Source organism: Enterobacter sp. J49 (genome assembly GCF_002148625.1).
GTDB classification, from domain to species: domain Bacteria; phylum Pseudomonadota; class Gammaproteobacteria; order Enterobacterales; family Enterobacteriaceae; genus Enterobacter; species Enterobacter ludwigii.
Genome location: NZ_MWPY01000030.1, coordinates 278,035 through 299,115 on the forward strand (window position 1 = coordinate 278,035; position 21,081 = coordinate 299,115).

The window sequence follows — 21,081 nt, forward strand, 5'->3', positions numbered from 1 at the left end:
CGGTATCAACAGTGAATGAAGAACGTCTTAAGAAAAAAACGGTTTCGATAAATCTATCAGGTTTACTGCAGCGGTACTTGCTTCAGCGTTTCTTCATTTTCGGCTCATAAGAACCTTAGGGTGCGTATTCAAACTGAGAAAACTGGCGTGAATAACCGCTTGTATCGTCATCATTTGAATCCACAAGGACTTCTTTAATGAGAAACATCGCACTGCGTCATCAGTATCCTCCTTTGCTCTCGCCTCGCAGCCTGAAAAAAATAGTGCCGGGAGTCGTTCTGGCGTTTCTGACCACCCCGACACTGGCGGCAGAACAGAACCAGGGTAACGTGTTGACCCTGGGGGGAGGTGTGGATATTGCGCCACGCTATTCTGGTTCGGATAAAAGCCGTGCCACTACAGCATTAGTGCTCGATTACTCCATGGCAAATGGCGTCTTTATCAGCACCACGCGGGGTATCGGTTACGGTAACAGTGTCGGTAAACTGGATTACAACGCTGCGCTGAGCTATCGCGTTGGTCGCAAGGATCGTGACGTGAACAGCGATTCAATAAGCTCCGGCAGTGACGACTTGCGGGGTATGGGTGACGTCAAAGGCTCGGCCATCATTGTGCCCGGACTGGGGTATAAGGTGACCGACTGGCTGAGTGTGCAATTGCAGGCTGAAGTGCCGGTTTCTGAAAGAAACAACGGTGAGGCCCTGCACTTCGGGATTATCAGCCCACTTTATACATCACCGAAAAATTCGCTGACGCTGGCGCTGACCACCAGTTGGGGATCCAGCAAATACATGCAGACTTACTACGGGGTGAATGCCGCACAGTCAGCAGCATCGGGGTTTTCCCGACATGATGCTGGATCCGGTGTTTATGCTTATTCGCTGAATGTGGACTGGACCCACAAGCTCACCCCGGACTGGAGCGTAGCTGTCGCAACAGGTGTTACGCAGTTGACGGGAGATGCAGGCAATAGCCCCATTGTTCAACGAAAAACGTCGCCCACGGGAAGTTTGAAAGTGACGTACAGCTTCTGATCGTGATGGGATGAGTGCTTCCCGACGACTTCTCGCTCAGAACTCTCAATAATATGTATTCGTTCCGCCCCAGTAAGATAACGGGGCGGCACTCAACACGCCCTGATGCCCCCCTGACTCGGGGCATCAGAATCGATGATGCACTCTGGCGATCAGGCAGCTTTAACGGCTCTGATTTTTTTACTGCCAGCCGCATCTGGCTCGGGGTTATCTATGGCAGTGGCGGCATTGAAATCGGGAAGCTTGCTGGTACGCAGAATATGCTGCACGGCCTCTTTCTGCTCGGCGAGATACAGCCCAAGATTTTCAGCCTGCGTTTCATCCATCTGCATGCCGCTTTGCAACAGCCAGTCGGTGAACGCTTCTGCCATGTCGAGCAGTTTGTCGTGAGCGTCAGCCTCTTTTTTACTGGCAAATGTCATTTTCTCTTCACCTTTTCGTACGACAACATATTTTGTTTCAACAGCCATTACGCACCTCTCACACTGTATTTATATACAGTATAGCATTTCCAGAATTGTGTTGCAGTCAAATTGTACTTTCGTTTTAGCCCGAGCCTGCAGACCACTGTGTCAGTAGCGCATGCAGTTTGGCGGGCTCCAGCGGCTTACGCAACACCAGGTAGCCTTCCTGCTCCGCTTCCAGCAGAACCGGCGAGTTAAACTCCCCGCTGACCATCGCGCCGCTCATGTCGGGCAGACGTTCGAAAAGTGCTTTCAGGATGTCGAACCCGCTTTCGCCGGATCGCAGGCGCTGGTCGCACAGTACAGCAAATGGCGTGAAACCGTCGTCAATGATGGCAAAAGCGTCTTCGGCCGAGGCCGCGCAGCGCACGTTAATCCCCCAGAGGCTCATCAGGCTCTCCCAGGCGGACGTCACCAGCGGATCGTCGTCAACGATCAGGCAGGAGCCATGCAGTGGCGCATAGCGTACCGGTGTAGAGAGGTTGTCACCGGCGGGCAGTGGATCCACCGCTTTCACGTCACCCGTGTATTGCGTAAAGCGCATCCAGAATCGTGAACCTTTGCCTTCAATGGAGTGCATTCCATACTTCACGTTCATCAGCTTGGCACAGCGGGCAACCACCGCCAGGCCCAGCCCGTGCCCTGCGCTGTCGATCTTCCATGCCAGCTCGGGGCGGTAGTAAGGCGAGAAGATTTTGCTTTTTTCGTCGTCGGCAATCCCCACCCCGGTGTCCCATACTTCCACCAGACACTCGGCACCGCGCGGACGGATGGCAACCAGCACACCGCCCTGCTGCGTGTAGCGAAGGGCATTTTGTATCAGGTTTATCAAGGACTGACGCACCAGCAGCGGGTCCCCCATCACGAAGAGGCGACGTTTGGGCCGCCAGGTTCGCAGCCGCAGGGCGCGACTGTTGGCCTCTTCGCGAAACAGGGTGATCACCGAGTCGAGAAGCGTGCCGATGTCCACGCGTGTAGGGGCGGTCATTACATTGCCAGATTCAATTTTGCTGAGATCGAGCAGGGAATTGAACATCAGGTGCACCGAACGAACGCTCTGTTGCAGGTCAAGCAGCTGCGGCGTCAGGCTGTCGTCCTGGTTTCTGTGGATAATGGCTTCGATCAAAAAGCCCATGGCATGCACCGGCTGGCGAAGATCGTGGCTGGCGGTCGTCAGGAACTGATTTTTATCGAGCAACGCCTGTTCCGCTTCTTCTTTGGCCTGCCGGAACTGCTCCGCCAGGCGTGAGCTTTGCTCTTCCAGTAGTGCTTGCTGGATAAAGAACGCGTGGGACGTTAACGCATGGCGGTAGATTGCGAAACCGTACAGCAGATTCAGCATCAGCACGATGAACATCAGGTCATCCAGTCGCAGGATGATACCGAGAGTCAGAACCCCCCAGGAGGCAAAGAAAAACCGTGTGAAGGTGCTGATGACCGGCGTCAGATGCGTCGCATTGGCAGCGACAATAGCGGCAATGCTGATATTAAGGAGCAGGAAAAAGTCAAAATTCTGCGTCTGCGGGGTAATTAAATAGAGTGATGAAATCCCCAGCCCATGAAAAAAGGCCACCTTATTAATGCGCGGAAGCCAGCGGCGCAGGACGGCCTCATCATCATTTTCTTTAACCTCTTGCTGATAGCGCCGATGCACTATTCGGATCGCCACAGCACAGAGCAAGTAAATTATTATCCAGGTAATGGTGGGACCCAGATCGTCCCCCAGCAAATGGATCCAGATAGCGAAAGGAATGCCGACAAAAGGCACAGCGCTAAAGCTGAATACCAGCCGCAGAAACGTATTATTCAGCAGGCGAATTTGCGCGGGGGGAGAGATGCCATCGTTCTGTGAACCCTGGAAAAACCTCATTCCGACGGCTCCCGTTTGCCATGCAGTAGCGTGATGGCTTCCACCCGACTGTTAACGCCTATCTTTTTCAGAATATTGCTGATGTGTTCTTTTACCGTGGGCTCAGAAATAGAAAGCTGGGCGGCAATTCTTTTATTTGGCAGGCCGCGCATAATCATATTCAAAACATCAATTTGCCGCGGCGTTAAGTTAAATTTACTTAACTTCTCATTATTCGTCTTAACGGCACATTCGTTTGCACAAGGAAACCATGTCAGATTATCCGCCAGGGCAAAAACGGCCCGTGAGAATAATTCAGGAGGTTCGCTTTTCAATACGAAACCGTGTCCTCCGGCCGTATGCACTTTCTGCCAGATATCGTTATTTTCATCCCCACTGACGACCAGAAGGCGCACCTGAGGGTAAAGCTGTTTCACTTCTTTGAGTAATTTCAACGCCGTACCGGAAGATAGCCAAAAATCGATTACCAGTAAACGTGGCGGGCCATTTTCCCTAATATGACGGTAGCAATCTTCTTCATTCGTCACGACATACGCCTGTTTGAACCGGCAATGTGTAATCAGAAAATTGGCGATGCCGCTTGCTACCAATGGATGGTCATCAACGACCAACGCATAATTCTGCCCCAAAGGAATCTCCTTTCACCTTCGCGTATCTGAGAGTACAGATGAATTATTATCGACCCACCCTACTTTAGGAGGGTTTTTTCAATTAGGAAAGAGAAATATATTACCCGCTGATTTGGGTAATAGAAAACATAAATACAATCAGTGATTTTAACTGGTTGGATATAAAGGATAATTTATGAAAAGACCACTAATCGCTTTAACCGTTACGTTGATGCTAGCCGGTTGTTCCACCCTGAAAACCGATCAGGCTATTCCACTGCTGCAGGCGGAAACCGCTAAAATGCTGGGGCTGGGCTCGTCGGACGAAATAACGGTGACCAACGTGAATGGTGCCCAACCGGATGCATTGGGCGGCCAAAAACTTTCTTATCGCGCCACGACAGAAAAAGGGCGAATTTTCGATTGCTCATCAATGATGATGCCTGGAATTTTAGGATCTGCGCCGACGCTAAGCGCGCCGACCTGTACGCCGGTTGTCACGCATAAATAATTTCCTCAATACCAAAAGGCGTACAAATAATAACGCCTTTTAAATTTCCCGACACATTTGAGTTTCATATAAAAACGATTTTCCAGACATCATGCTAATGAGTACGGAGATAGCCCGTGAATAACTCTACATCGCATTCTTTAGCGGTTAAGACACCGCTTTCCAGACTTTACCTCGCTCTATTTTCCGCACCGCTGTTGATGCTCTCCCCTGCCGATTTCGCTCGCGCAGCGGATGCCATTTTTGACGGCGACGCGCGTGTTACCGAATCTTTAGGTTACACCGGCGATGTTTACGTCGGCCGTAACCAACGCGGGAACCTGCTGATCGATAATGGCAAAATCACTGCCTATAACATCAATATCGGTCGACTGTTCAACGGACAAATTTATGAAAGCGCGGTCACGGTCCGCGGACCAAATGCTGAGCTGAACGCGGTTAACGATCAGTACATTCTGCGTGGTGGCCTGAATCTTGGCCTGGGCACCCTGCGAGTTGAAGACGGTGCGCTGGCCAGCGCGAAGGAGATCGTGGTCGGTACCACCCGTGGCTACGACAGCCACCTTATCGCTACGGGCGCCGGTTCACGCGTCGTCAGTAATTTTCTCAGCGTTGGCACTGACCTGGGTGCCCGCTCCACGCTGGCGATTGAAAACGGTGCGACGCTCAACACTACCTACGATGCCCGTATCGGCAATGGTTCCGGCCCAGATGAAACCGACAAGCTGAGCCCGAAAGCCACCGTCACGGGATCCAGTTCGCAATGGAATGTTGGCCGTACGCTCACGCTTTATGGCGATCTGGACGTGCTCAACGGCGGAGCGGTTAACGTGGGCAACATTCAGGTGGCGGGCGTCTCTGGCGCGCGTAAAACCGCCGAGCTGGTTATCGCGGGCGAGGGCTCGCGTTTTACCAGTGCCAGCAGCGTTAGCGTTGGCGATTACGGCAATGGCGTACTGTCGGTCATGGACGGCGGTGCATTTTCCGCAGGCAGTAATGAGCTGGTAGTGGGGATGACGGGCTCCGGCTCGAACCGGGGCGCGCTGATAATCGGCAGCCGCGGCAATATGGACTCCGGCACCGGTTTAACGGAGCCGACGCTCAGCGCGGCGGGCGGCGCGGGCACTCTTGATGCGAAGACGGCAATCAGCCTTCGGGGTGGGTTATTCGGCAGCTATGTCTACTTCAACCATACCGACGGAAATTACGTTTTCAGCAACAAGATGAGCGGCGAAGGTGAAGTGATCAATACCTCCGGTCAGACCACGCTGAACGGCGATCTTTCAGGGCTCAAGGCGAACGTGACCGCGCGCGGTGGAAAAGTCATTATTGCCAGCAATATCAACACCCAACCCGAAGACGATATTTTTGATGTGCAGACGCTTAGCGCCGAGAACGGCGGCACGCTGATCCTCAACGCGACGGCGGGATCGGAGGTCAGTAACGGACAAGGTTACAGCAGCGCCGCGTCGATCAAAGCCGGCGGCACGCTGGGCGGTGACGGCACGCTGGGCCAGACAGAGATCCTCTCCGGCGGCCATATCTCGCCCGGTGATGGTACTATCGGCACGCTGACGCTGAAACGCTACCTGAACTTTGTGGGTGAATCGTTCTATGACGTTGATATCGCTGGTGACGGCCGCAGCGATCAGTTACTGGTGTCTGGCAAAACGACCATCAGCGATCAGGCTAAAGTACAGGTTACCGCGCTGGATCCGCAGACCAGCTACAAAACGGGCCAAAGCTATCGCATTCTAACCTCCAACGGGGGAATTGACGGCCAGTTCGCCGGGGCCATCTCCAAATCCGCCTTCCTGGACGTGGCACTGAAACAGAGCACCGACGCTGTCGATCTCACCATCGCGCAGAAAGAGACCGGCGGAGAGAATCCTGGGGGTGAAAATCCGGGTGGTGAGAACCCTGGGGGTGAAAATCCGGGTGGTGAAAACCCTGGCGGTGAGAATCCAGGCGGCGAGAATCCAGGAAGCGGTAAACCGGGTATTTTCCAGACGGTAGCCAACACCAGCAACCAGTGGAATACCGCCGGCGCGCTTTCCACGCTGACACAAAACGGCCCTTCCCTGGCGCTGTATAACTCTCTGCTGGTACTCAGCGCACCGCAAGCGCGCGAGGCGTTCAACCAGCTGTCAGGTGAAGTTTACCCGTCGGTACAGTCTAACCTGATCGCCGGCAGCACTCAGCTGTTCAACGTACTGAACCAGCGCATGCAGCGCGCGTTCGATAATGACAGTCTGCCGATACCGCCGTTAGCGATGTCGCTGGTACAACAGCCGGAGCAACAAAATAACGGCGTATGGGGCCAGACCTTCAGTTCCTGGAGCAGAACGCGCGACAACGGTAACGCAGGCAAGCTGGACGGCAACACCACCGGCTTCCTGCTGGGCGCGGATCGCAAGTTGGCTGACCATAACGTACGTGTCGGGGGGTACTTTGGTTATAGCCGTGGTGATTACGACGTTGATAGCCGCCATTCATCCACGGATACCGATAACTATCACCTTGGCCTGTATGCCGCAGCGCAACAGAATGCGTTCTCACTGCGCGGCACACTGGGTTACACCTGGCACAAGATTGAAGGCGAGCGCAACGTTGATTTCAGTGGTTTCTCGGACCGCCTGAAGTCAGATTACGACGCCAACTCGCTGCTGGCGTTTACCGAGGCGGGCTACCGTTTTGGCCAGCCGGCGATGAATGTTGAACCGTTTATCAACCTGTCCTGGATTCGACTGCATACCGACAGTTTCAGGGAAGATGGCGGTGCCGCCGCGCTGAGCGTGCGTAATGAAACGATGAACACGTTCTACTCCACGCTCGGGATGCGCGGCGTCACCGAACTGCCGAAAAACGTTAACCTGTATGGTTCGTTGGGCTGGCAGCACGCCTACGGGGATAAAAACACCTCATCGCGGATGGCATTTGCCGGCAGTGACGCGTTCATCACCCAGGGCCAGGCCGTTGATGAGGACGTGATGGTGGGCGATATCGGCGTCAGCGTACAGCTGTCGCGCGCTGCGACGCTGGATGTCGGTTATCAGGGGCAACTTGGTCAAGACACCCGCATCAATTCGGTCAACGCTAACCTGCGCTGGTCGTTCTGATTACCCTTTTCAGCATTTATACAGACCCGCGTACTGCGGGTCTTTTTTTGTCCGTTTTCTGTCCATCGCAAACTGATATCTGGTGAGGCTGACCTGTTCCCATCGGTTAACACACCAGGGTATTCGTCGTGAGCGTTTCGCCACGACAGCACACAATCGGATCTGTCGAATTACGTCAAAACACATATATGCTTAAATCAGAGAGCATCAATTAATGAAAGACATATTCCCGTCAATACATATCAGGAGGTCTGTTTGCGAATTGAAACAACTCGATTGTGCCTTCGCCCGGTAATGGCATCAGACGTAGCCGATCTCTTCAGAATTTATGGTGATCCGGCGACGAACACGTTTAACCCCGCAGGCCCCTACCCGGATATTGATCATGCAAAAACGGTTCTCAATCGCTGGCTCGCCCACTGGCAAACTCACAGCTTTGGTAGCTTCGCCATATCGCTTCTCGAATCCCCTGAAAAAATTATCGGATTTGGTGGGCTGAGCATCCGTAGCTATGGCGATAGTGTGATTAACAATCTTGGGTATCGGTTATCGACAGATGCCTGGGGAAAAGGCCTGGCGACAGAATTTGCTACACACGCGGTAAGGTATGGTTTTGATGATATGCAACTCACCGAGATCTCAGCCGTTGTCAGAGCTAACCATCTGGCGTCACAGAAGGTTCTTGAGAGAACGGGACTGAGATATGTCAGAGATATACATGATATTAAAGACGCACCGCCGAGCCTTTTGTATTCACTCACCTTAACGGAGTGGATGAAGAAAATCAGGTAAACATCATCTTCCGTCGTTAATGTGAAAAATACGCATACAGTTAAATGCCAGTGGGTTATGTTTTCACGTGAGCGTATATTAAAACGACAAACTCGTTGAGTATAAATTCATTTTAAGGCACGGAAGTTGAGGTCCTGGTGAGAAGACGTTATGTGATTGCAGATGTGTTTACTGATAAACCGTTTTGCGGTAACCCGGTAGCTGTCGTTCTGGATGCCGAGGGATTGACCACTGAGCAAATGCAGCTGCTCGCGTTAGAATTTGGCTACAGTGAAACGACGTTTGTTTTACCTCCTGAAGAACCATCACATACGGCTTGGGTACGGATTTTTACCCCGACGCGTGAAATCCCTTTCGCTGGTCATCCCAATATTGGGACTGCTTTTGTCCTGGCGTATCAGGCTGAACTGAATGGCGAATCGCTACCTGAAACGCTGATATTCGAAGAAGCTGCCGGGCGGGTACCTGTCAGGATTATCAGAGAAAATGCAAAGGTCACGGGTGCAGAACTTCTTGTTCCGCAAGCTTTATCCTGCCATTCAGAAGTCAGTCCGGAAAACGTGGCGGCCTGCCTCTCTCTTGAAGCCAGTGACATACGCACTGAAATGCATATGCCTGTCGTCGCCTCTGTTGGCCTGCCTTTTTTGATTGTCGAACTCGCGACCCGAAATGCGCTTCGCTGTTGCGTACCCAATTTGCAGGGTTTCCGGGCTATTTTGCCCCTCGACGGTGCGGTGTCCATTTACGCCTATACGCTGGAAACGGATCCTGAAGACCCGTGTGATTTGCAGGCCCGGATGTTTACGCCACGCATGACCGAAGATCCGGCAACAGGCAGCGCGACTGGCGCAGTGACAGCTCTGCTGGCCCAGCTTCGCAATAAAAAAGAGCTCTCTCTTCGCGTAAGCCAGGGCGTTGATATGGGGCGCGCCAGCATATTATTTTCAGGCTATGACGGCACTGCAGAAAGCCCGTCAGTTCGGGTAGGAGGAAAAAGCGTTATTGTCATGGAAGGTTCATTTACATTGCCCTGACGGCCGCGGTGAATGAGGTGCGGACGTCGCAATTTTTATCACACCCGGTGAAGATTGACTCAGAGCATAGTGTATAAATCAATGGAAAGTTGGTCATGAATATTGAGAGTACGAGCCAGTACCTCTTCAGGCCTGGCTCCCATAGTCATGAATTTTTTTCAGTCAATCGGCAGAATAATTTTTAACTAAGAATCATCGTTTCTATTACTTTATATCCGTCCAATTAAATTTCTTACCCGTTGTATCCTTAATTACAATCGGTTTTTGATAGTCCTGTAGCCACTTTTGCAAGCTAACGATATCATTTTCAACCCGATGTATTCCGAGCCATAATTCGGATAGGGTATTCGCATCATCGGTAGACCATGGTGTATCGTAGTCTCCGATCAACTTATTCTTTCTTTTAACTTTAGGGCTATACCAAATGAAAGTTGGGACAGATAACGCTTCCCGGGGGGGATTAGCCCCCGCATGATAATATACCACTGAACGTGAAGGATCGCGTATTAAGGCATGGTCAGAAAAGTAAAATACAGAAGAGCGTGTATTTGAAAGTTGGTTAAAAACTTTCCCCATAACATAATCCGTGAAGCGCACAGAGTTATCATAGCAATCATCATCTTTATTTCCATCTTTAAAGACGGAAGCATCTTTTGGGAAGCGCGCGCAGGCAGGTTCGTGGCTACCATATAGATGTAGCACAATTAATTTCTTACCAGATGTTTTCAGCGTTGATTCAAGTTCTGGGAGCAAAGAGTCATCGAACCCCTGATCAATCCACTGATGGTGTTTGGTTTTCATAGCGATACCTGTAATCACATTATTATATGCGCCCCCTTTTCCCTGGTGGCTAAACCAGTACGTATCGTACCCGGCTTTGTTCGCTATACTAATAATATTGTCACTGTACTTAGCGGGATCTGCTTCCTGTACTGAATCAGCAGTGAGCGCAAGCGGCACAGCCATAATGGTCACTGGCGCTGGGCTGATGGCATGCTGGAACAACAGAAGATTTTTCCTTTCTGCTTCCAGTTCAGGAGTCGTGCTTCGCTCATATCCATATATGCTCATATTTGCACTGCGCTCAGACTCCCCAATAATAATTACATAATTATCAATTCCGGTATCTGATAGTGATATTGAATAGTCAGGTGTATTATTATTAATACTGGAGGCAATACTCATATCAGAGATGGCTTGCATAAAGACTGTAGCCGTGCTCAGTGGAGTTGAATTTACAACACGTTGAGCAAGGCTATCAACATTGCTTTTTCGTAATTGATGAAGTATACCCTGTACAGTATAGCCAGTTAGCAAAAGCACGAATAATATTGCAGGGTATCGTTTATACTTTAACGGGAGGATACTTGTGCTACAGTTGATAGTTAAAACAAATAAACACAGCAACCCCATGAAAATTGCACAACTTCTCCAATAAACGCCTAACATTGAAAATGCTTCGCTACCTGTAGTATTTATTACACTTAATGCAAAACCATAGTCAAATTTAGCATTGAAGTGATTCCAGGCATACATCTGAAGAGACAAATCAGCAGCGATTAATGTTAAGGCTATAAAGCCCATAAGGTTTTTTAAAATTTTGCTATTGATGCAAAGAAGTGTTAATAACAGAAAAGCAAAAACCAAGGTGCGATTAATGACCAAATTATAACGCGCACCAATAAAATTAACAATTACAACAATGGATACTGAAATTATAAAAAACGCCCCACTTAAAACAAATCTAAAATTATCATAACAAATTTTTTTAAGAGTTAATAACATTTCATAGCACCTAAACCGGCTCGGTTTTTATCCGTTTTATTTAAATATAGAAAATAGTGTGATTCTTGTTTATTATATAATCAGCTGAGCTTGATTAATTAATGCAAATATGCTCCATAAGCTCAAAGCGTTCACAGAATCAGGACGCCTTGTTTAGCTTTCTTGAGGACTTTTAGAATATGAAACGCTGCGGGTGCCAGAGTCTATAGTATGCCGGCAATCTTCGGTACTACGAGGATTAGTAGATTTCGATTTTCATACTTCGCTCTTTATCATGCTCCCTACTCCACTCAATGCGTTGTACGTCCGCATAACAGCCTATGAGCAGGGATGCGGCCATGAGGCCATATGCAAATATTCCTCCGTTTCACAATATTGCCCTTTATGGGTTTGGTTGTGTTCATAATTTAAACCAGACAATATATTTCATAATTGTACCTTGCATTGAATTTAGAATAAGTCGAGAAAAATAATGTCCACTCCCGGCACAAAGCGGACCGAAATAAGAGCCGCAAGGTCTGCTATCAGCAAGGAATGAACATCAACAATTTTCGACCATAAACAAAAATGTACCCGAGCCCCTAAATCTCGCGTTTTTCTGCCCATTTCAGCATTGCATCGAGAGCCGGACACAGCGCCTGCCCCCACTCAGTGAGCCGATATTCGACTTTCGGTGGAACCTGGGGATATACCCTACGTGACACAATGCCGTCGGCCTCCAGCTGTCGCAGCTGTTGTGCCAGCATCTTCTGCGAAATTTCGGGGATCAGTTTTTCAAAATCAGAATAGCGTTGCACCTTTCCGTCGAAAAGATGAAACAGAATAATGAGTTTCCAGCGGCCTTCCAGCATTCGCAGAACTTGTTCCACGCCGCTTGCGGCGGTTTCAGGGCTATATAACTTACTCATAATTCAGTTGCTCACTTTTTTGTGTGTACTTGTCAATTTTACAGTCTATGTTAAAAATTCCCGTACTGTAAATAACGGGAGTAAGGGCCATGTCATTATCTCTATCGCAAGCTATTTCAACCTATTTTGCGATCGGCAATGGTGCCGATATTGCCAGCGTTAAGCGCTGTTTTACCCTCAATGCCGTCGTGTTCGACGAAGGTAAAACCCATCGGGGGCACGCGGCAATCGAAGCGTGGCAACGCGCGGCGCGGGCTGCGTTCGACTATAGCGTTCACCCCATTGAAGTTCTCACGGAAAGCGATCGGGTAATAGTCACCTCGAACGTTGTCGGTAATTTTCCCGGTAGCCCCGTGATGCTTACACATACTTTCGGCCTCGCTGGCGACAAGATTGCGACTCTGGAGATAATCTGATGCTGATGGATCTTGATTTACAGGGCAGACGTGTTCTGGTTACCGCAGGTACCAAAGGGATCGGCAAAGCAGTTGTCCGCCTTTTAAAACAGCAAGGGGCTACGGTGCTAACCACCGCGCGTCACGAGCCCGCAGAATCTACCGCAGACGCTTTCGTGGCAGCGGATCTGACCACCATCCAGGGATGTAATTTAGTCGTGGACGCCGTTCAGAAACACCTGGGCGGCGTCGATATCATCATTCACGTAGCAGGCGGTTCTACCGCTCCCGGCGGTGGGTTTGCAGCCCTTGGGGAAGAGGAATGGCAACAGGAGCTCAATCTTAATCTGTTGCCTGCGGTACGCTTAGATCGCGCGTTGTTGCCAGGGATGCTGGCGCAACAGGATGGGGTGATCATCCACATCACCTCTATTCAGCGTGAACTGCCGTTACCGGAATCGACCACCGGATATGCGGCGGCCAAAGCGGCACTGTCGGCGTACAGCAAAAGCCTGTCGAAAGAAGTGTCCCCTAAAGGGATTCGAGTGGTGCGTGTGGCGCCTGGCTGGGTAGAAACCGAAGCATCGGTAGCAATGGCGGAACGACTTGCTCAGCAGGCAGGAACGGACTACGAGGGCGGTAAGCAGCTCATCATGAATGCACTCGGTGGAATTCCGCTGGGCCGTCCCTCAAAGCCCATCGAAGTGGCGAACCTCATCGTCTTCCTCGCGTCATCCTGTGCTGCCACTATTACCGGTACGGAATATGTGATCGATGGCGGTACTGTCCCGACGGTATAATTTTATATCTGAAACAGTGCATTATTTTGAGCCTTAACGTTTCCTCACGACAAACGAGTGGCCAGGCGTAACGGCCGCTTAGGGCATAAAGCGGCCTGATATAAGAGCCGCAAGGTCTGACTTGAGGCATAGATTAAGGCAAAAAGTCGCGTGGCGTTGAGTCCATAATGAAACGAAAGCAGCAGTGAATGCCGCCGGGAATGGGTTTCAGCGTCAGCTCATGCTACGGAGCAGAACGCTACGCGCAACTTCAGGCCCGCGTAGAACAAAGGGCAGACGACCTCTTTGCAGACACTCAACATGCTGTGTCCAGCAGTAAGCGATTACCTACCCTACTGAGACGCTTCAGCCAGTAATGCAGCCTGTACAGCAGGTCGGGCATTTATTTTTTCCATGTACGCCGGTAGCGCTGGCCAGCGTTCCAGTCGGATTGAGAAGAATTTACACCAACCCAGCACAGTAAAAAGGTAGGCATCCGCTACGCTGAAGGATGAGCCAGTCAGATAAGTGTTTTCGTCGAGCCTCGCCTGGAGTAAATCGAACTGTCGGAAGAGCTTATCCTGAAAAATCGCTTTGATGTCCTCGGGCAGTGCGGGGTTGAACAGCGGTGCCGAGCCAGCGTGTATTTCACTAGTGATAAAGTTAAGCCATTCCTGCAGACGCACCCGAGCCCAACTGTCCGCGCGCGGTGCCAGGCCATATTCTGGTTTAAGATCGGCGAGGTACTGCACAATGGCTGGCCCCTCAGTGAGTATCTGCCCATTATCCAATTCAAGTGCAGCGACATAACCTTTAGGGTTAATGGTGCGGAAGTCGCGACCATCAGCAGTGAGCTTGCTTTTGTTGTTAACCTTCACCAGTTCAAATTCAATTTCCAGTTCGCGCAGCACAATGTGCGGTGATAACGAACAGGTATCCGGGGCGTAATAGAGTTTCATTTTGTCTCCGTTAAATGTGTAAAGCCATCGAGAAATTCGAAGCAATCCTGAACTCACTGTATTTGACGCGTATTTCACTGTAAAATTAATGATATAGAATATAACTATTAGCTGAGCTACTGATAATCATGATGAATCTTTTACACTGGCGCCTGCTGGTGGCCGTCGCGGATGCCGGCAACATCTCGCGCGCCGCAGAAGAGATAGGAATGACTCAATCAGGTGCCAGCCAGGCCATCGCCCAGCTAGAAGCTTCGCTTGGATTTCCGGTATTTACGCGTGAGCGACGGTATATCGGCATTACCGCGCTGGGTGAGCAGGTTATTGAAAATGCAAGAAACATGCTTTCGCAGCTGAATGCCATCCGCATACTGGCTGATAAGAGCCGAGACTTACACCGAGGGCGCATTCGCCTGGCCAGTTTTCCCTCAGTGACGTCCACATTGTTGCCAGGGCTTCTGCGCGACGTTAAGCGCCTGCATCCGGGTATTGAAATCGTTGTCCTGGAAGGTTCGGACGAGGAAGTCGAGGAGTGGCTTGCCGCCGATACCGTAGAACTTGGGGTGGTCATGAATCCCGGCCCCGGGCGTGCACAGGTTATATTAGGACAGGATGCATGGGTCGCGGTAATACCAGCTAAACATCAGCTGGCACATCATGCCAGGGCTTATGGCATAACGCTAAAGGCGCTGGCAGACCAGCCCTTTATTCTGGCGACAGGCGGATGTGTCGTTAATGGAAAAAGCCTGATGGAAATGGCTGGTTTGCAACTTTCTGATATACGCGTGACAGTACGCGACTGGATTAGCGCCTGTAAGCTAGTCGGGGAAGAGATGGGCGTCGCCCTTGTACCTGAATCAGCCCTGCCGGAGACGCTGCGCAACCTGTGCGTGGTGCCTTTGACGCCTGCTATACACCGGGAATTTGGGCTGGTTTGTTCGTCATCTGGAGCGTCTTCTGATGCAATGCAGACGCTACTTAATGCGCTACGTAAGCGAAGATGAGCCAGCTGGTGTTATTCAATTCAGCGCCTTGTTAGATGTCCGTTTCTGACACGAAGCGGACCGTCGTGTAGGGATTAAGTTCTGCTTAGAGCGAACAGTGGAAGTTCTGCATGCATATTGACATCGAGAGTCTTGAGCAATGGGGAGCAAGTCAAAGGTTCGAAAGATAGCCACCTGGAAATGCTCTCCTTTGTACGTCATTGAGCAAGATCGGTCAGGCAAACTGAATCGCCTTCGAGCATATTAAGCAGCACGGAGGAAGTCATGTGTGATAATAAAACTGATAGTTACGCCAGACGCTTTAAACAGGTCTTTGATTATATTGACCACCATCTCGATGACGCTTTATTACTGGAAAAACTGAGTGAAGTGGCTCACTTCTCGCCATTTCATTTCCATCGTCAGTTTTGTAGTTATTGTGGGATGCCACCTGGCCGTTACATCCAGATGATGCGCTTAAAACGCGCATCTTATCGACTGGCTTTTAATCCGTTAGAGAAAATCACTGATATCGCGTACGACGCCGGTTTCCAGCATTCTGAATCATTTAGCCGTGCTTTCAGACAAATGTTCGGTCTATCACCGACGCAATTCCGCCAGCAGCCCCCCTGGGTGGATTGGCATAAGCGCATATCCGAACCTTACAAAGCCAGGAGACAAACCATGCAAAGCCAGGTCAGGATCATTACTTACCCCGCGACGTCAGTCGCAATGCTGACACATTATGGACAACCAGAGCGAATAAACGAAACGGCGGCTCGCTTTATTGAATGGCGAAAAACCACGGGTTTTTCACCGGTTGCCAGTAGCCAGACATACGGTATTGCACCACACGATCCAACCTTAACGCCGCCGGATGAATTTGAGTTCCATATTTGCGGAACCGTCACGTCACCCATTATTGAAGACAATCGCTTCGGGGTGATAAATAGTGACATTCCGGCTGGTCGCTGTGCGGTGTTACGTCATCAGGGATCGCATGATGCGTTAACCGGGTTGGCTAAGTCTCTGTATCGTGACTGGTTGCCAGAGAGCGGAGAGGAACTTCGCGACTTCCCGCTTTTCTTTCATTACCACAACTTTGTGCATGAGGTAGCAGAACATGAATTACTCACGGATATCTATTTGCCGTTAAAATGAGCTGATTCAGGGTTATTGTTCATCGTTGATCTGCTCCCCATCGATTAAAACCGTGATATTTGCAACGTCCGCTCCTGGCACAAAGCGACCAAACTAACGGAGCAGAAGGTCCGCTGTGAGCGATGAGAGGACGTTGAGTTTCTAGTAAAACTGACATGAAAACGTCCAAAGCCCCTCTGGGGATTTGTGAAAGTAGCCGATACCATTGTCCGCCCACATCCAGTTTACTTTTTCTTCTGACCCCACTTGAAAGACAAAATCTTGAATCCCCACACCATGTTGTATCTCCATTGGATATCCTCCAACCTTGGTTCCCCTGTACCGGTTAAAACCATCATAGAATCTATCACTTGCATCCTCATCATCGTTTACGTCAGACAAGTCAATAATATCCCAAGCATCCTCCCATCCCGGAGCATCATCATTGACACTCACCCACCGAACCGGAAATGCGCGATATGGAGTGTTAATTGCAGGCAATAACTCAAGCCCATCAAGGGTGGCGTATTCTCGTATTAGCCACCCCTCGCCATGAGGTTTATCAAATGGATGGCTTTCCATATTATGATAAAGCACTAAGAGCGCGATCCCCTTCAGTTGTTCAGGAATCACGGGAAGTTCATCTACGCGAATCTGGAGAAGCGGAAACATCGGCTGCCCCTTCCAAACTGGCAACCCTTCACCTGGAAGAGCGACTCCTTTTAAAAACCAGGATGTAATTGGGTCTGCTGTAGGGCGGAAACCACCGACTTGTGCCACAGATGCAGTACGTAATTTGGATCTGAGTTCTTCTAAAACTAACGCACTCTTGGATTTCATAATTGCATCCTTGCGTATGCCCATACTCTTGGATTCTGAAATAGAGAAGTTTTTATTATATATCGTAATTATTACCCAACAGACCTAAATATTTCTGTGCTTCCTCGTCAGAGGAGTAACGGAGGTCCGCTCCTGACACAAAGCGGACCAACATAAGAGCCGTAAGATCCGCTACGAGCGAAAAGCGGACGACGCTGAAGTAACGGATTGTTTATTTATAAAAGAAGATAACCGTTATTTTCCCCACCTCTACAGTGGGGCTATGAGGACCTGTTTCAGGAAATGATGTGCCGTTATTGCAATAGCTAGTAACGCACAAGTCCGCCATCTACGGCGTACTGGCTACCGGTTACATAGGATGCGTCATCTGAAAGCAGAAAGAGTGCGACAGCAGATGCTTCTTCCGCTGTTCCTGCCCGGCCGAGAGGGACCTGGCTGACAACAAAATTCTCAAACTGCTGACGCGATTCCTCCGGCATGAAATGTCTAAAGTTCGTTTCAATCGGACCCGGAACCAGCGTATTGGCCCGAATACCGCGCCCAGCCAGCGCAGAGGCCCAGCTTTTAACCATTGCGACAACTGCTCCTTTAGTTGCTGCATACAGGCTGGTCATTGCCGCACCTTCATATACAGAAGAAGATGAAGTGACAAGAACAGACGCACCTGAATTGAGTGATCCCGAAAGAGCTGCAAGCTGTAGCATCGGGCCACGTACGTTAGCATTCATCATGCGGTTAAAAACATCAGCTGTCACAGATTCCGGTGAACCTACTTCTGCAAATCCAGCATTAAGCCATAATCCGTCGAGTGAACCCCAGCCGCTTATCGCTGCCTGAAGATCGCTTATATCTGCTTCGCTGGCAGCATCGTTTTTCAGAATAAGAGATGATTCCGGCAGCATGCTACGGGCGCGATTCAGCCTTTCATCATTGAGCCCGGTAATAGCAACATGACCGCCCTCACTAACGATGCGCTGTGCGCCTGCAAATCCCATGCCGCTAGTACCACCAGTTATAAGTATGCGTTTTCCTTGAAATCTGCCCATGATTAGGTTCTTTGTCTTTCGAGTCATCACTTACCTTACAAAGATAACCATCAGTCGTCATCTGTTTCATCACGCAACGGTGACATTATTGTTTCAACGTCTGCATTTGGAACAAAGTGGCAAATCAAGACATCGCAAGGTCCGCTGTGAGCGAGGAGCGGAAGTTCGCATTTATCATTACAGCCGGGACGGATGACTAACATTTGCGTGTGAAAATTAACAGGAACCCGGCAGTAAACGCTGCAGCTCATGCGATGAAACCAATGTTGGCCTGACACTGGTCATGCGAACATGGAAATGCCCCAGCGGCGTTATCGTGCAACTGCGTTCAGTATTATTATTTGGGTAAGGGGGCTTGGTATTGCTCCACCCATTTAGCTAAAAAGTTTTATTGTAATTGCATGTTTCAACTGTGAAACGATAGCCCTCAGGATTATTAGGGTGGTAGGCTAGTACTTTGTTTCCATCCAAGAAAAGGATACTTTCTGTATTATTAACCCAAGAATCAGTACATAAGTTTTTACTGTTAAAATCAGCCCAAAGTGCAAATTTGATTATCAATTGCTCTTGATGCAACATCATAGTTGATAGCATTGGAACTGAGAATGATATGAATATAAAAATCAGGAAAAATACGCCAAGTGCTTTCCCAATAATTTTAAAACGAATGTTAAATATTAGAAATAATGGCAGGATAGTGGATAAGGTGAGACTAATGAGTATGAATAATAACCAAACTCTAGATAGTATATATGCTTGATAAACGATGCCGAACGGAGCAAAAAGGAATGCGAGTAGTTTGTAAGTAATGCTAAGGTAACCTGCATTAATCTGAAATATATTATTCAAGGTCTCTGAAGCCCACCTTTGAGCAAAAATAGAATATATAAATATAACCCATGAAAGATATACAGCAAAGTGCCATTTCTTCTTTATGCTCTCTAGTTTTTTTTCAATGATTGTCCTTGATATAAAAAGTATTGCAAAAATAAAAGGAATTAATCCTGTGTAGAAAATTGAAATTATAGACAATAGGGTGGATTTTGTTATTAAAGTGAGCATAATCACCAACAACCATGCCATGAAAAAACATAGATAAACATTCCAGACTTTAAACACAACAACCCTCCGTTAAAGAAATAGCTTTAGATGCTATATTAAATCAGCATATTACTTTGATTATGTTGACCCAGTTTCATCACGAGCCCACTATTCGGGAGGGAAAATGCGGCCCCTCGGGCTCCCATATTACCATGTCGTCAACCGTTACCATTCCACTAATCGCTTCAACAACCTGATGTATAACGGGAAAAAATGCCTTCAGACAAACTCTAAGTATCTTGTCCGAGCAAGCCAAGCATATTTAGATATCCTACCAATCGTGCCATAACGTCCGCTTCTGGCACAGGGCTGCCCGTCAGATTAGATTTAGCTCTATGGCGTAACAGTGCCAAATCAAACCTGAGTTAATACAACTAATAATAGCATTGACATTGATTTAATTCAGTTGTCAGCCTGTTTTTTTATACCGTTCGTAAATCTCAGCATAGAAATGAGCTAGCCATTCTTCGTAATCATTGATATGATTAACTAACCCACGAATATCAGCCACATCAAAAATAGTATAAGCAACAGTTTGTGGCTCGATTTTTTTATTGAGAACCCTTTTATAATCTAGGGCGTCCCCTGTAAAAAAAATCATTCCATCTTCATTAGGGATTTTTTTTGCAGCCCAATGTGCAAAAATATTTCTATAATCTCTACGATATTTTATTTCTTTCAGCTTAGCGATAACATCATCAACTCTAGAAGACTCAACAAGATTTAAATTCACTAAGTTGATTAATTTATCTAAAATACATGGAACACTCACTTTTTTATTTGTTTTTATTGTAATAACCCCCTCTAATACAAGTTTATTAAACAATCTATGTATATTTAGCTCTATAAAACAATACATTTGTATATATTTACCCAATAGCATAAAATCATCGTTTGTTAGATTCCAAAACTCATGTGCTTGATATTTATTTGCTTCTTTCTCTAAATATTCTGATCTTTCATTCCTGAATTCAATCGGTAATGCCATTATAACCTCCCTGTTTTACCCTAGAATACTTAGATATGAGTATCATTCATCAAAGAATTCATGCAATTCTTTTTACTTAAAGTCCTCGCCAAAACTATATATGTCAATACAAACTATAGATATTTATGATCAGCTTCGCAATAATTGCCTTTAGGTCCGTTTCTGGCACAAAGCGGACCGACATAAAAGCCGTACGATCACCTACGAGCGAGGAGCGGAAGTGACCTAAATTTATCGTGGTCATGAGATTCAGTCTGAAGCAAGGTGAAGAATGTCCGATAAATCGATGTGCGAGATAACGTTCTTCGTTAATCACACCATGAGGTGCTTTCTGATGATATGGTTATACCCTCACCATCCTTAAAGAGAGAACACTAATGATTGTAAGGACCTGGCATGGATGTGTTCCGCTTGAACATGCGGAAGGTTTTGCAAAACACCTTGAAAAAACAGGGGTAGAGCATTCCAGGAGCATATCGGGGAACAAAGGCGCGTTCGTTCGCAGAGAAACGCAGGGGAGTTGGGAGCATTTCTTTCTGGCAACTTACTGGCAGGATCTGCAGTCAGTGAAGGCATTTGCTGGAGAAAACTATCATGTGGCGGTCACTTACCCGGATGATGAAGAATTTAAGCTACTTTCTGACCCTTACGTTTTCCAGCATGTTGTTGAGGCAATTTCACCACTTTAATGTCATCTTCCGGGGATCCTGTCGGTATCTCTGAAT

At 48.5% G+C, this 21,081-nt stretch carries 20 protein-coding genes; 10 read left to right on the forward strand and 10 right to left on the reverse strand.

What is annotated here, in order from left to right:
• Positions 1-197 precede the first annotated feature (197 nt).
• A complete protein-coding gene (locus tag BJP35_RS10240; RefSeq protein WP_086463063.1) occupies positions 198-1,034 on the forward strand; it encodes a MipA/OmpV family protein in 837 nt (278 codons plus the stop codon).
• 152 nt (positions 1,035-1,186) lie between these two features.
• On the opposite strand, the gene BJP35_RS10245 is transcribed toward BJP35_RS10240, so the two are convergent.
• The 3 genes from BJP35_RS10245 to BJP35_RS10255 form a co-directional block, all read right to left on the reverse strand.
• Entirely contained in the window at positions 1,187-1,504 is a 318-nt protein-coding gene (locus BJP35_RS10245; RefSeq protein ID WP_047955193.1) for a YebG family protein, read from the reverse strand.
• 76 nt (positions 1,505-1,580) lie between these two features.
• Positions 1,581-3,368 (reverse strand): hybrid sensor histidine kinase/response regulator, encoded by a 1,788-nt coding sequence (locus BJP35_RS10250; RefSeq protein WP_086463064.1) that lies wholly within the window; start codon positions 3,366-3,368, stop codon positions 1,581-1,583.
• Complete coding sequence (locus BJP35_RS10255; RefSeq protein ID WP_044867764.1) at positions 3,365-3,997, reverse strand: response regulator transcription factor; 633 nt, start codon at positions 3,995-3,997, stop codon at positions 3,365-3,367. The genes BJP35_RS10250 and BJP35_RS10255 overlap by 4 nt, the downstream gene beginning before the upstream one ends.
• A 175-nt stretch (positions 3,998-4,172) precedes the next feature.
• On the opposite strand from BJP35_RS10255, the gene BJP35_RS10260 reads away from it, so the two are divergent.
• The 4 genes from BJP35_RS10260 (at position 4,173) to BJP35_RS10275 (ending at position 9,432) form a co-directional block, all read left to right on the forward strand.
• The gene (locus BJP35_RS10260; RefSeq protein ID WP_014169014.1) at positions 4,173-4,487 is read left to right on the forward strand and encodes a lipoprotein; all 315 of its coding nucleotides are present in this window, start codon (positions 4,173-4,175) and stop codon (positions 4,485-4,487) included.
• A 116-nt stretch (positions 4,488-4,603) separates the two neighbouring features.
• Positions 4,604-7,606, forward strand: coding sequence for an autotransporter domain-containing protein (locus BJP35_RS10265; protein WP_086463065.1), 3,003 nt, complete (start codon positions 4,604-4,606; stop codon positions 7,604-7,606).
• Between the two features lie 255 nt (positions 7,607-7,861).
• Positions 7,862-8,398, forward strand: a complete 537-nt coding sequence (locus BJP35_RS10270; protein WP_086463066.1) for a GNAT family N-acetyltransferase — start codon at positions 7,862-7,864, stop codon at positions 8,396-8,398.
• Positions 8,399-8,535: 137 nt separating this feature from the next.
• Positions 8,536-9,432: a PhzF family phenazine biosynthesis protein gene (locus tag BJP35_RS10275; RefSeq protein WP_047744251.1), complete on the forward strand. Its 897-nt coding sequence runs from the start codon at positions 8,536-8,538 to the stop codon at positions 9,430-9,432.
• 204 nt (positions 9,433-9,636) lie between these two features.
• Here BJP35_RS10275 and BJP35_RS10280 read toward each other — a convergent pair whose 3' ends face one another.
• Entirely contained in the window at positions 9,637-11,217 is a 1,581-nt protein-coding gene (locus BJP35_RS10280) for a phosphoethanolamine transferase (RefSeq protein ID WP_086463067.1), read from the reverse strand.
• A gap of 581 nt (positions 11,218-11,798) precedes the next feature.
• Positions 11,799-12,125, reverse strand: coding sequence for a helix-turn-helix domain-containing protein (locus tag BJP35_RS10285; protein WP_086463068.1), 327 nt, complete (start codon positions 12,123-12,125; stop codon positions 11,799-11,801).
• An 89-nt stretch (positions 12,126-12,214) separates the two neighbouring features.
• On the opposite strand from BJP35_RS10285, the gene BJP35_RS10290 reads away from it, so the two are divergent.
• Together BJP35_RS10290 and BJP35_RS10295 are read left to right on the forward strand one after the other, a co-directional pair.
• Positions 12,215-12,541, forward strand: a complete 327-nt coding sequence (locus BJP35_RS10290) for a nuclear transport factor 2 family protein (protein WP_086463069.1) — start codon at positions 12,215-12,217, stop codon at positions 12,539-12,541.
• Positions 12,541-13,320, forward strand: coding sequence for an SDR family oxidoreductase (locus BJP35_RS10295; RefSeq protein WP_086463070.1), 780 nt, complete (start codon positions 12,541-12,543; stop codon positions 13,318-13,320). Before BJP35_RS10290 ends, BJP35_RS10295 begins: the two co-directional genes overlap by 1 nt.
• A 332-nt stretch (positions 13,321-13,652) precedes the next feature.
• On the opposite strand, the gene gstA is transcribed toward BJP35_RS10295, so the two are convergent.
• Positions 13,653-14,258 carry a glutathione transferase GstA gene (gene gstA / locus BJP35_RS10300; protein WP_086463071.1) on the reverse strand — a complete coding sequence of 202 codons (606 nt, stop codon included), beginning with the start codon at positions 14,256-14,258 and terminating at the stop codon, positions 13,653-13,655.
• A 128-nt stretch (positions 14,259-14,386) separates the two neighbouring features.
• Here gstA and BJP35_RS10305 point away from each other — a divergent pair, with 128 nt between their 5' ends.
• Positions 14,387-15,262 (forward strand): LysR family transcriptional regulator, encoded by an 876-nt coding sequence (locus BJP35_RS10305; RefSeq protein WP_086463072.1) that lies wholly within the window; start codon positions 14,387-14,389, stop codon positions 15,260-15,262.
• A 264-nt stretch (positions 15,263-15,526) separates the two neighbouring features.
• On the forward strand, positions 15,527-16,402 hold the full coding sequence (locus BJP35_RS10310; protein WP_047744031.1) for a GyrI-like domain-containing protein: 876 nt from the start codon (positions 15,527-15,529) through the stop codon (positions 16,400-16,402).
• A gap of 141 nt (positions 16,403-16,543) precedes the next feature.
• Here BJP35_RS10310 and BJP35_RS10315 read toward each other — a convergent pair whose 3' ends face one another.
• From BJP35_RS10315 to BJP35_RS10330, 4 genes are all read right to left on the reverse strand, one after another.
• The gene (locus BJP35_RS10315) at positions 16,544-17,221 is read right to left on the reverse strand and encodes a DUF1963 domain-containing protein (RefSeq protein WP_050737422.1); all 678 of its coding nucleotides are present in this window, start codon (positions 17,219-17,221) and stop codon (positions 16,544-16,546) included.
• Between the two features lie 305 nt (positions 17,222-17,526).
• Complete coding sequence (locus BJP35_RS10320; RefSeq protein ID WP_047744252.1) at positions 17,527-18,267, reverse strand: SDR family oxidoreductase; 741 nt, start codon at positions 18,265-18,267, stop codon at positions 17,527-17,529.
• Between the two features lie 378 nt (positions 18,268-18,645).
• Complete coding sequence (locus tag BJP35_RS10325) at positions 18,646-19,386, reverse strand: hypothetical protein (RefSeq protein ID WP_086463073.1); 741 nt, start codon at positions 19,384-19,386, stop codon at positions 18,646-18,648.
• A gap of 391 nt (positions 19,387-19,777) precedes the next feature.
• Positions 19,778-20,356: a hypothetical protein gene (locus BJP35_RS10330; RefSeq protein ID WP_086463074.1), complete on the reverse strand. Its 579-nt coding sequence runs from the start codon at positions 20,354-20,356 to the stop codon at positions 19,778-19,780.
• Positions 20,357-20,733: 377 nt separating this feature from the next.
• On the opposite strand from BJP35_RS10330, the gene BJP35_RS10335 reads away from it, so the two are divergent.
• Positions 20,734-21,045 carry a hypothetical protein gene (locus BJP35_RS10335; RefSeq protein WP_025204747.1) on the forward strand — a complete coding sequence of 104 codons (312 nt, stop codon included), beginning with the start codon at positions 20,734-20,736 and terminating at the stop codon, positions 21,043-21,045.
• Positions 21,046-21,081 lie beyond the last annotated feature (36 nt).

Bases quoted from the DNA above. Each gene is read 5' to 3' on its own strand.
- BJP35_RS10315 (WP_050737422.1), bottom strand. From the start codon at position 17,221: ATGAAATCCAAGAGTGCGTTAGTTTTAGAAGAACTCAGATCCAAATTA.
- gstA (WP_086463071.1), bottom strand. From the start codon at position 14,258: ATGAAACTCTATTACGCCCCGGATACCTGTTCGTTATCACCGCACATT.
- BJP35_RS10245 (WP_047955193.1), bottom strand. From the start codon at position 1,504: ATGGCTGTTGAAACAAAATATGTTGTCGTACGAAAAGGTGAAGAGAAA.
- BJP35_RS10295 (WP_086463070.1), top strand. From the start codon at position 12,541: ATGCTGATGGATCTTGATTTACAGGGCAGACGTGTTCTGGTTACCGCA.
- BJP35_RS10280 (WP_086463067.1), bottom strand. From the start codon at position 11,217: ATGTTATTAACTCTTAAAAAAATTTGTTATGATAATTTTAGATTTGTT.
- BJP35_RS10240 (WP_086463063.1), top strand. From the start codon at position 198: ATGAGAAACATCGCACTGCGTCATCAGTATCCTCCTTTGCTCTCGCCT.
- BJP35_RS10310 (WP_047744031.1), top strand. From the start codon at position 15,527: ATGTGTGATAATAAAACTGATAGTTACGCCAGACGCTTTAAACAGGTC.
- BJP35_RS10305 (WP_086463072.1), top strand. From the start codon at position 14,387: ATGATGAATCTTTTACACTGGCGCCTGCTGGTGGCCGTCGCGGATGCC.
- BJP35_RS10250 (WP_086463064.1), bottom strand. From the start codon at position 3,368: ATGAGGTTTTTCCAGGGTTCACAGAACGATGGCATCTCTCCCCCCGCG.
- BJP35_RS10260 (WP_014169014.1), top strand. From the start codon at position 4,173: ATGAAAAGACCACTAATCGCTTTAACCGTTACGTTGATGCTAGCCGGT.
- BJP35_RS10335 (WP_025204747.1), top strand. From the start codon at position 20,734: ATGATTGTAAGGACCTGGCATGGATGTGTTCCGCTTGAACATGCGGAA.
- BJP35_RS10320 (WP_047744252.1), bottom strand. From the start codon at position 18,267: ATGGGCAGATTTCAAGGAAAACGCATACTTATAACTGGTGGTACTAGC.
- BJP35_RS10290 (WP_086463069.1), top strand. From the start codon at position 12,215: ATGTCATTATCTCTATCGCAAGCTATTTCAACCTATTTTGCGATCGGC.
- BJP35_RS10285 (WP_086463068.1), bottom strand. From the start codon at position 12,125: ATGAGTAAGTTATATAGCCCTGAAACCGCCGCAAGCGGCGTGGAACAA.
- BJP35_RS10330 (WP_086463074.1), bottom strand. From the start codon at position 20,356: ATGGCATTACCGATTGAATTCAGGAATGAAAGATCAGAATATTTAGAG.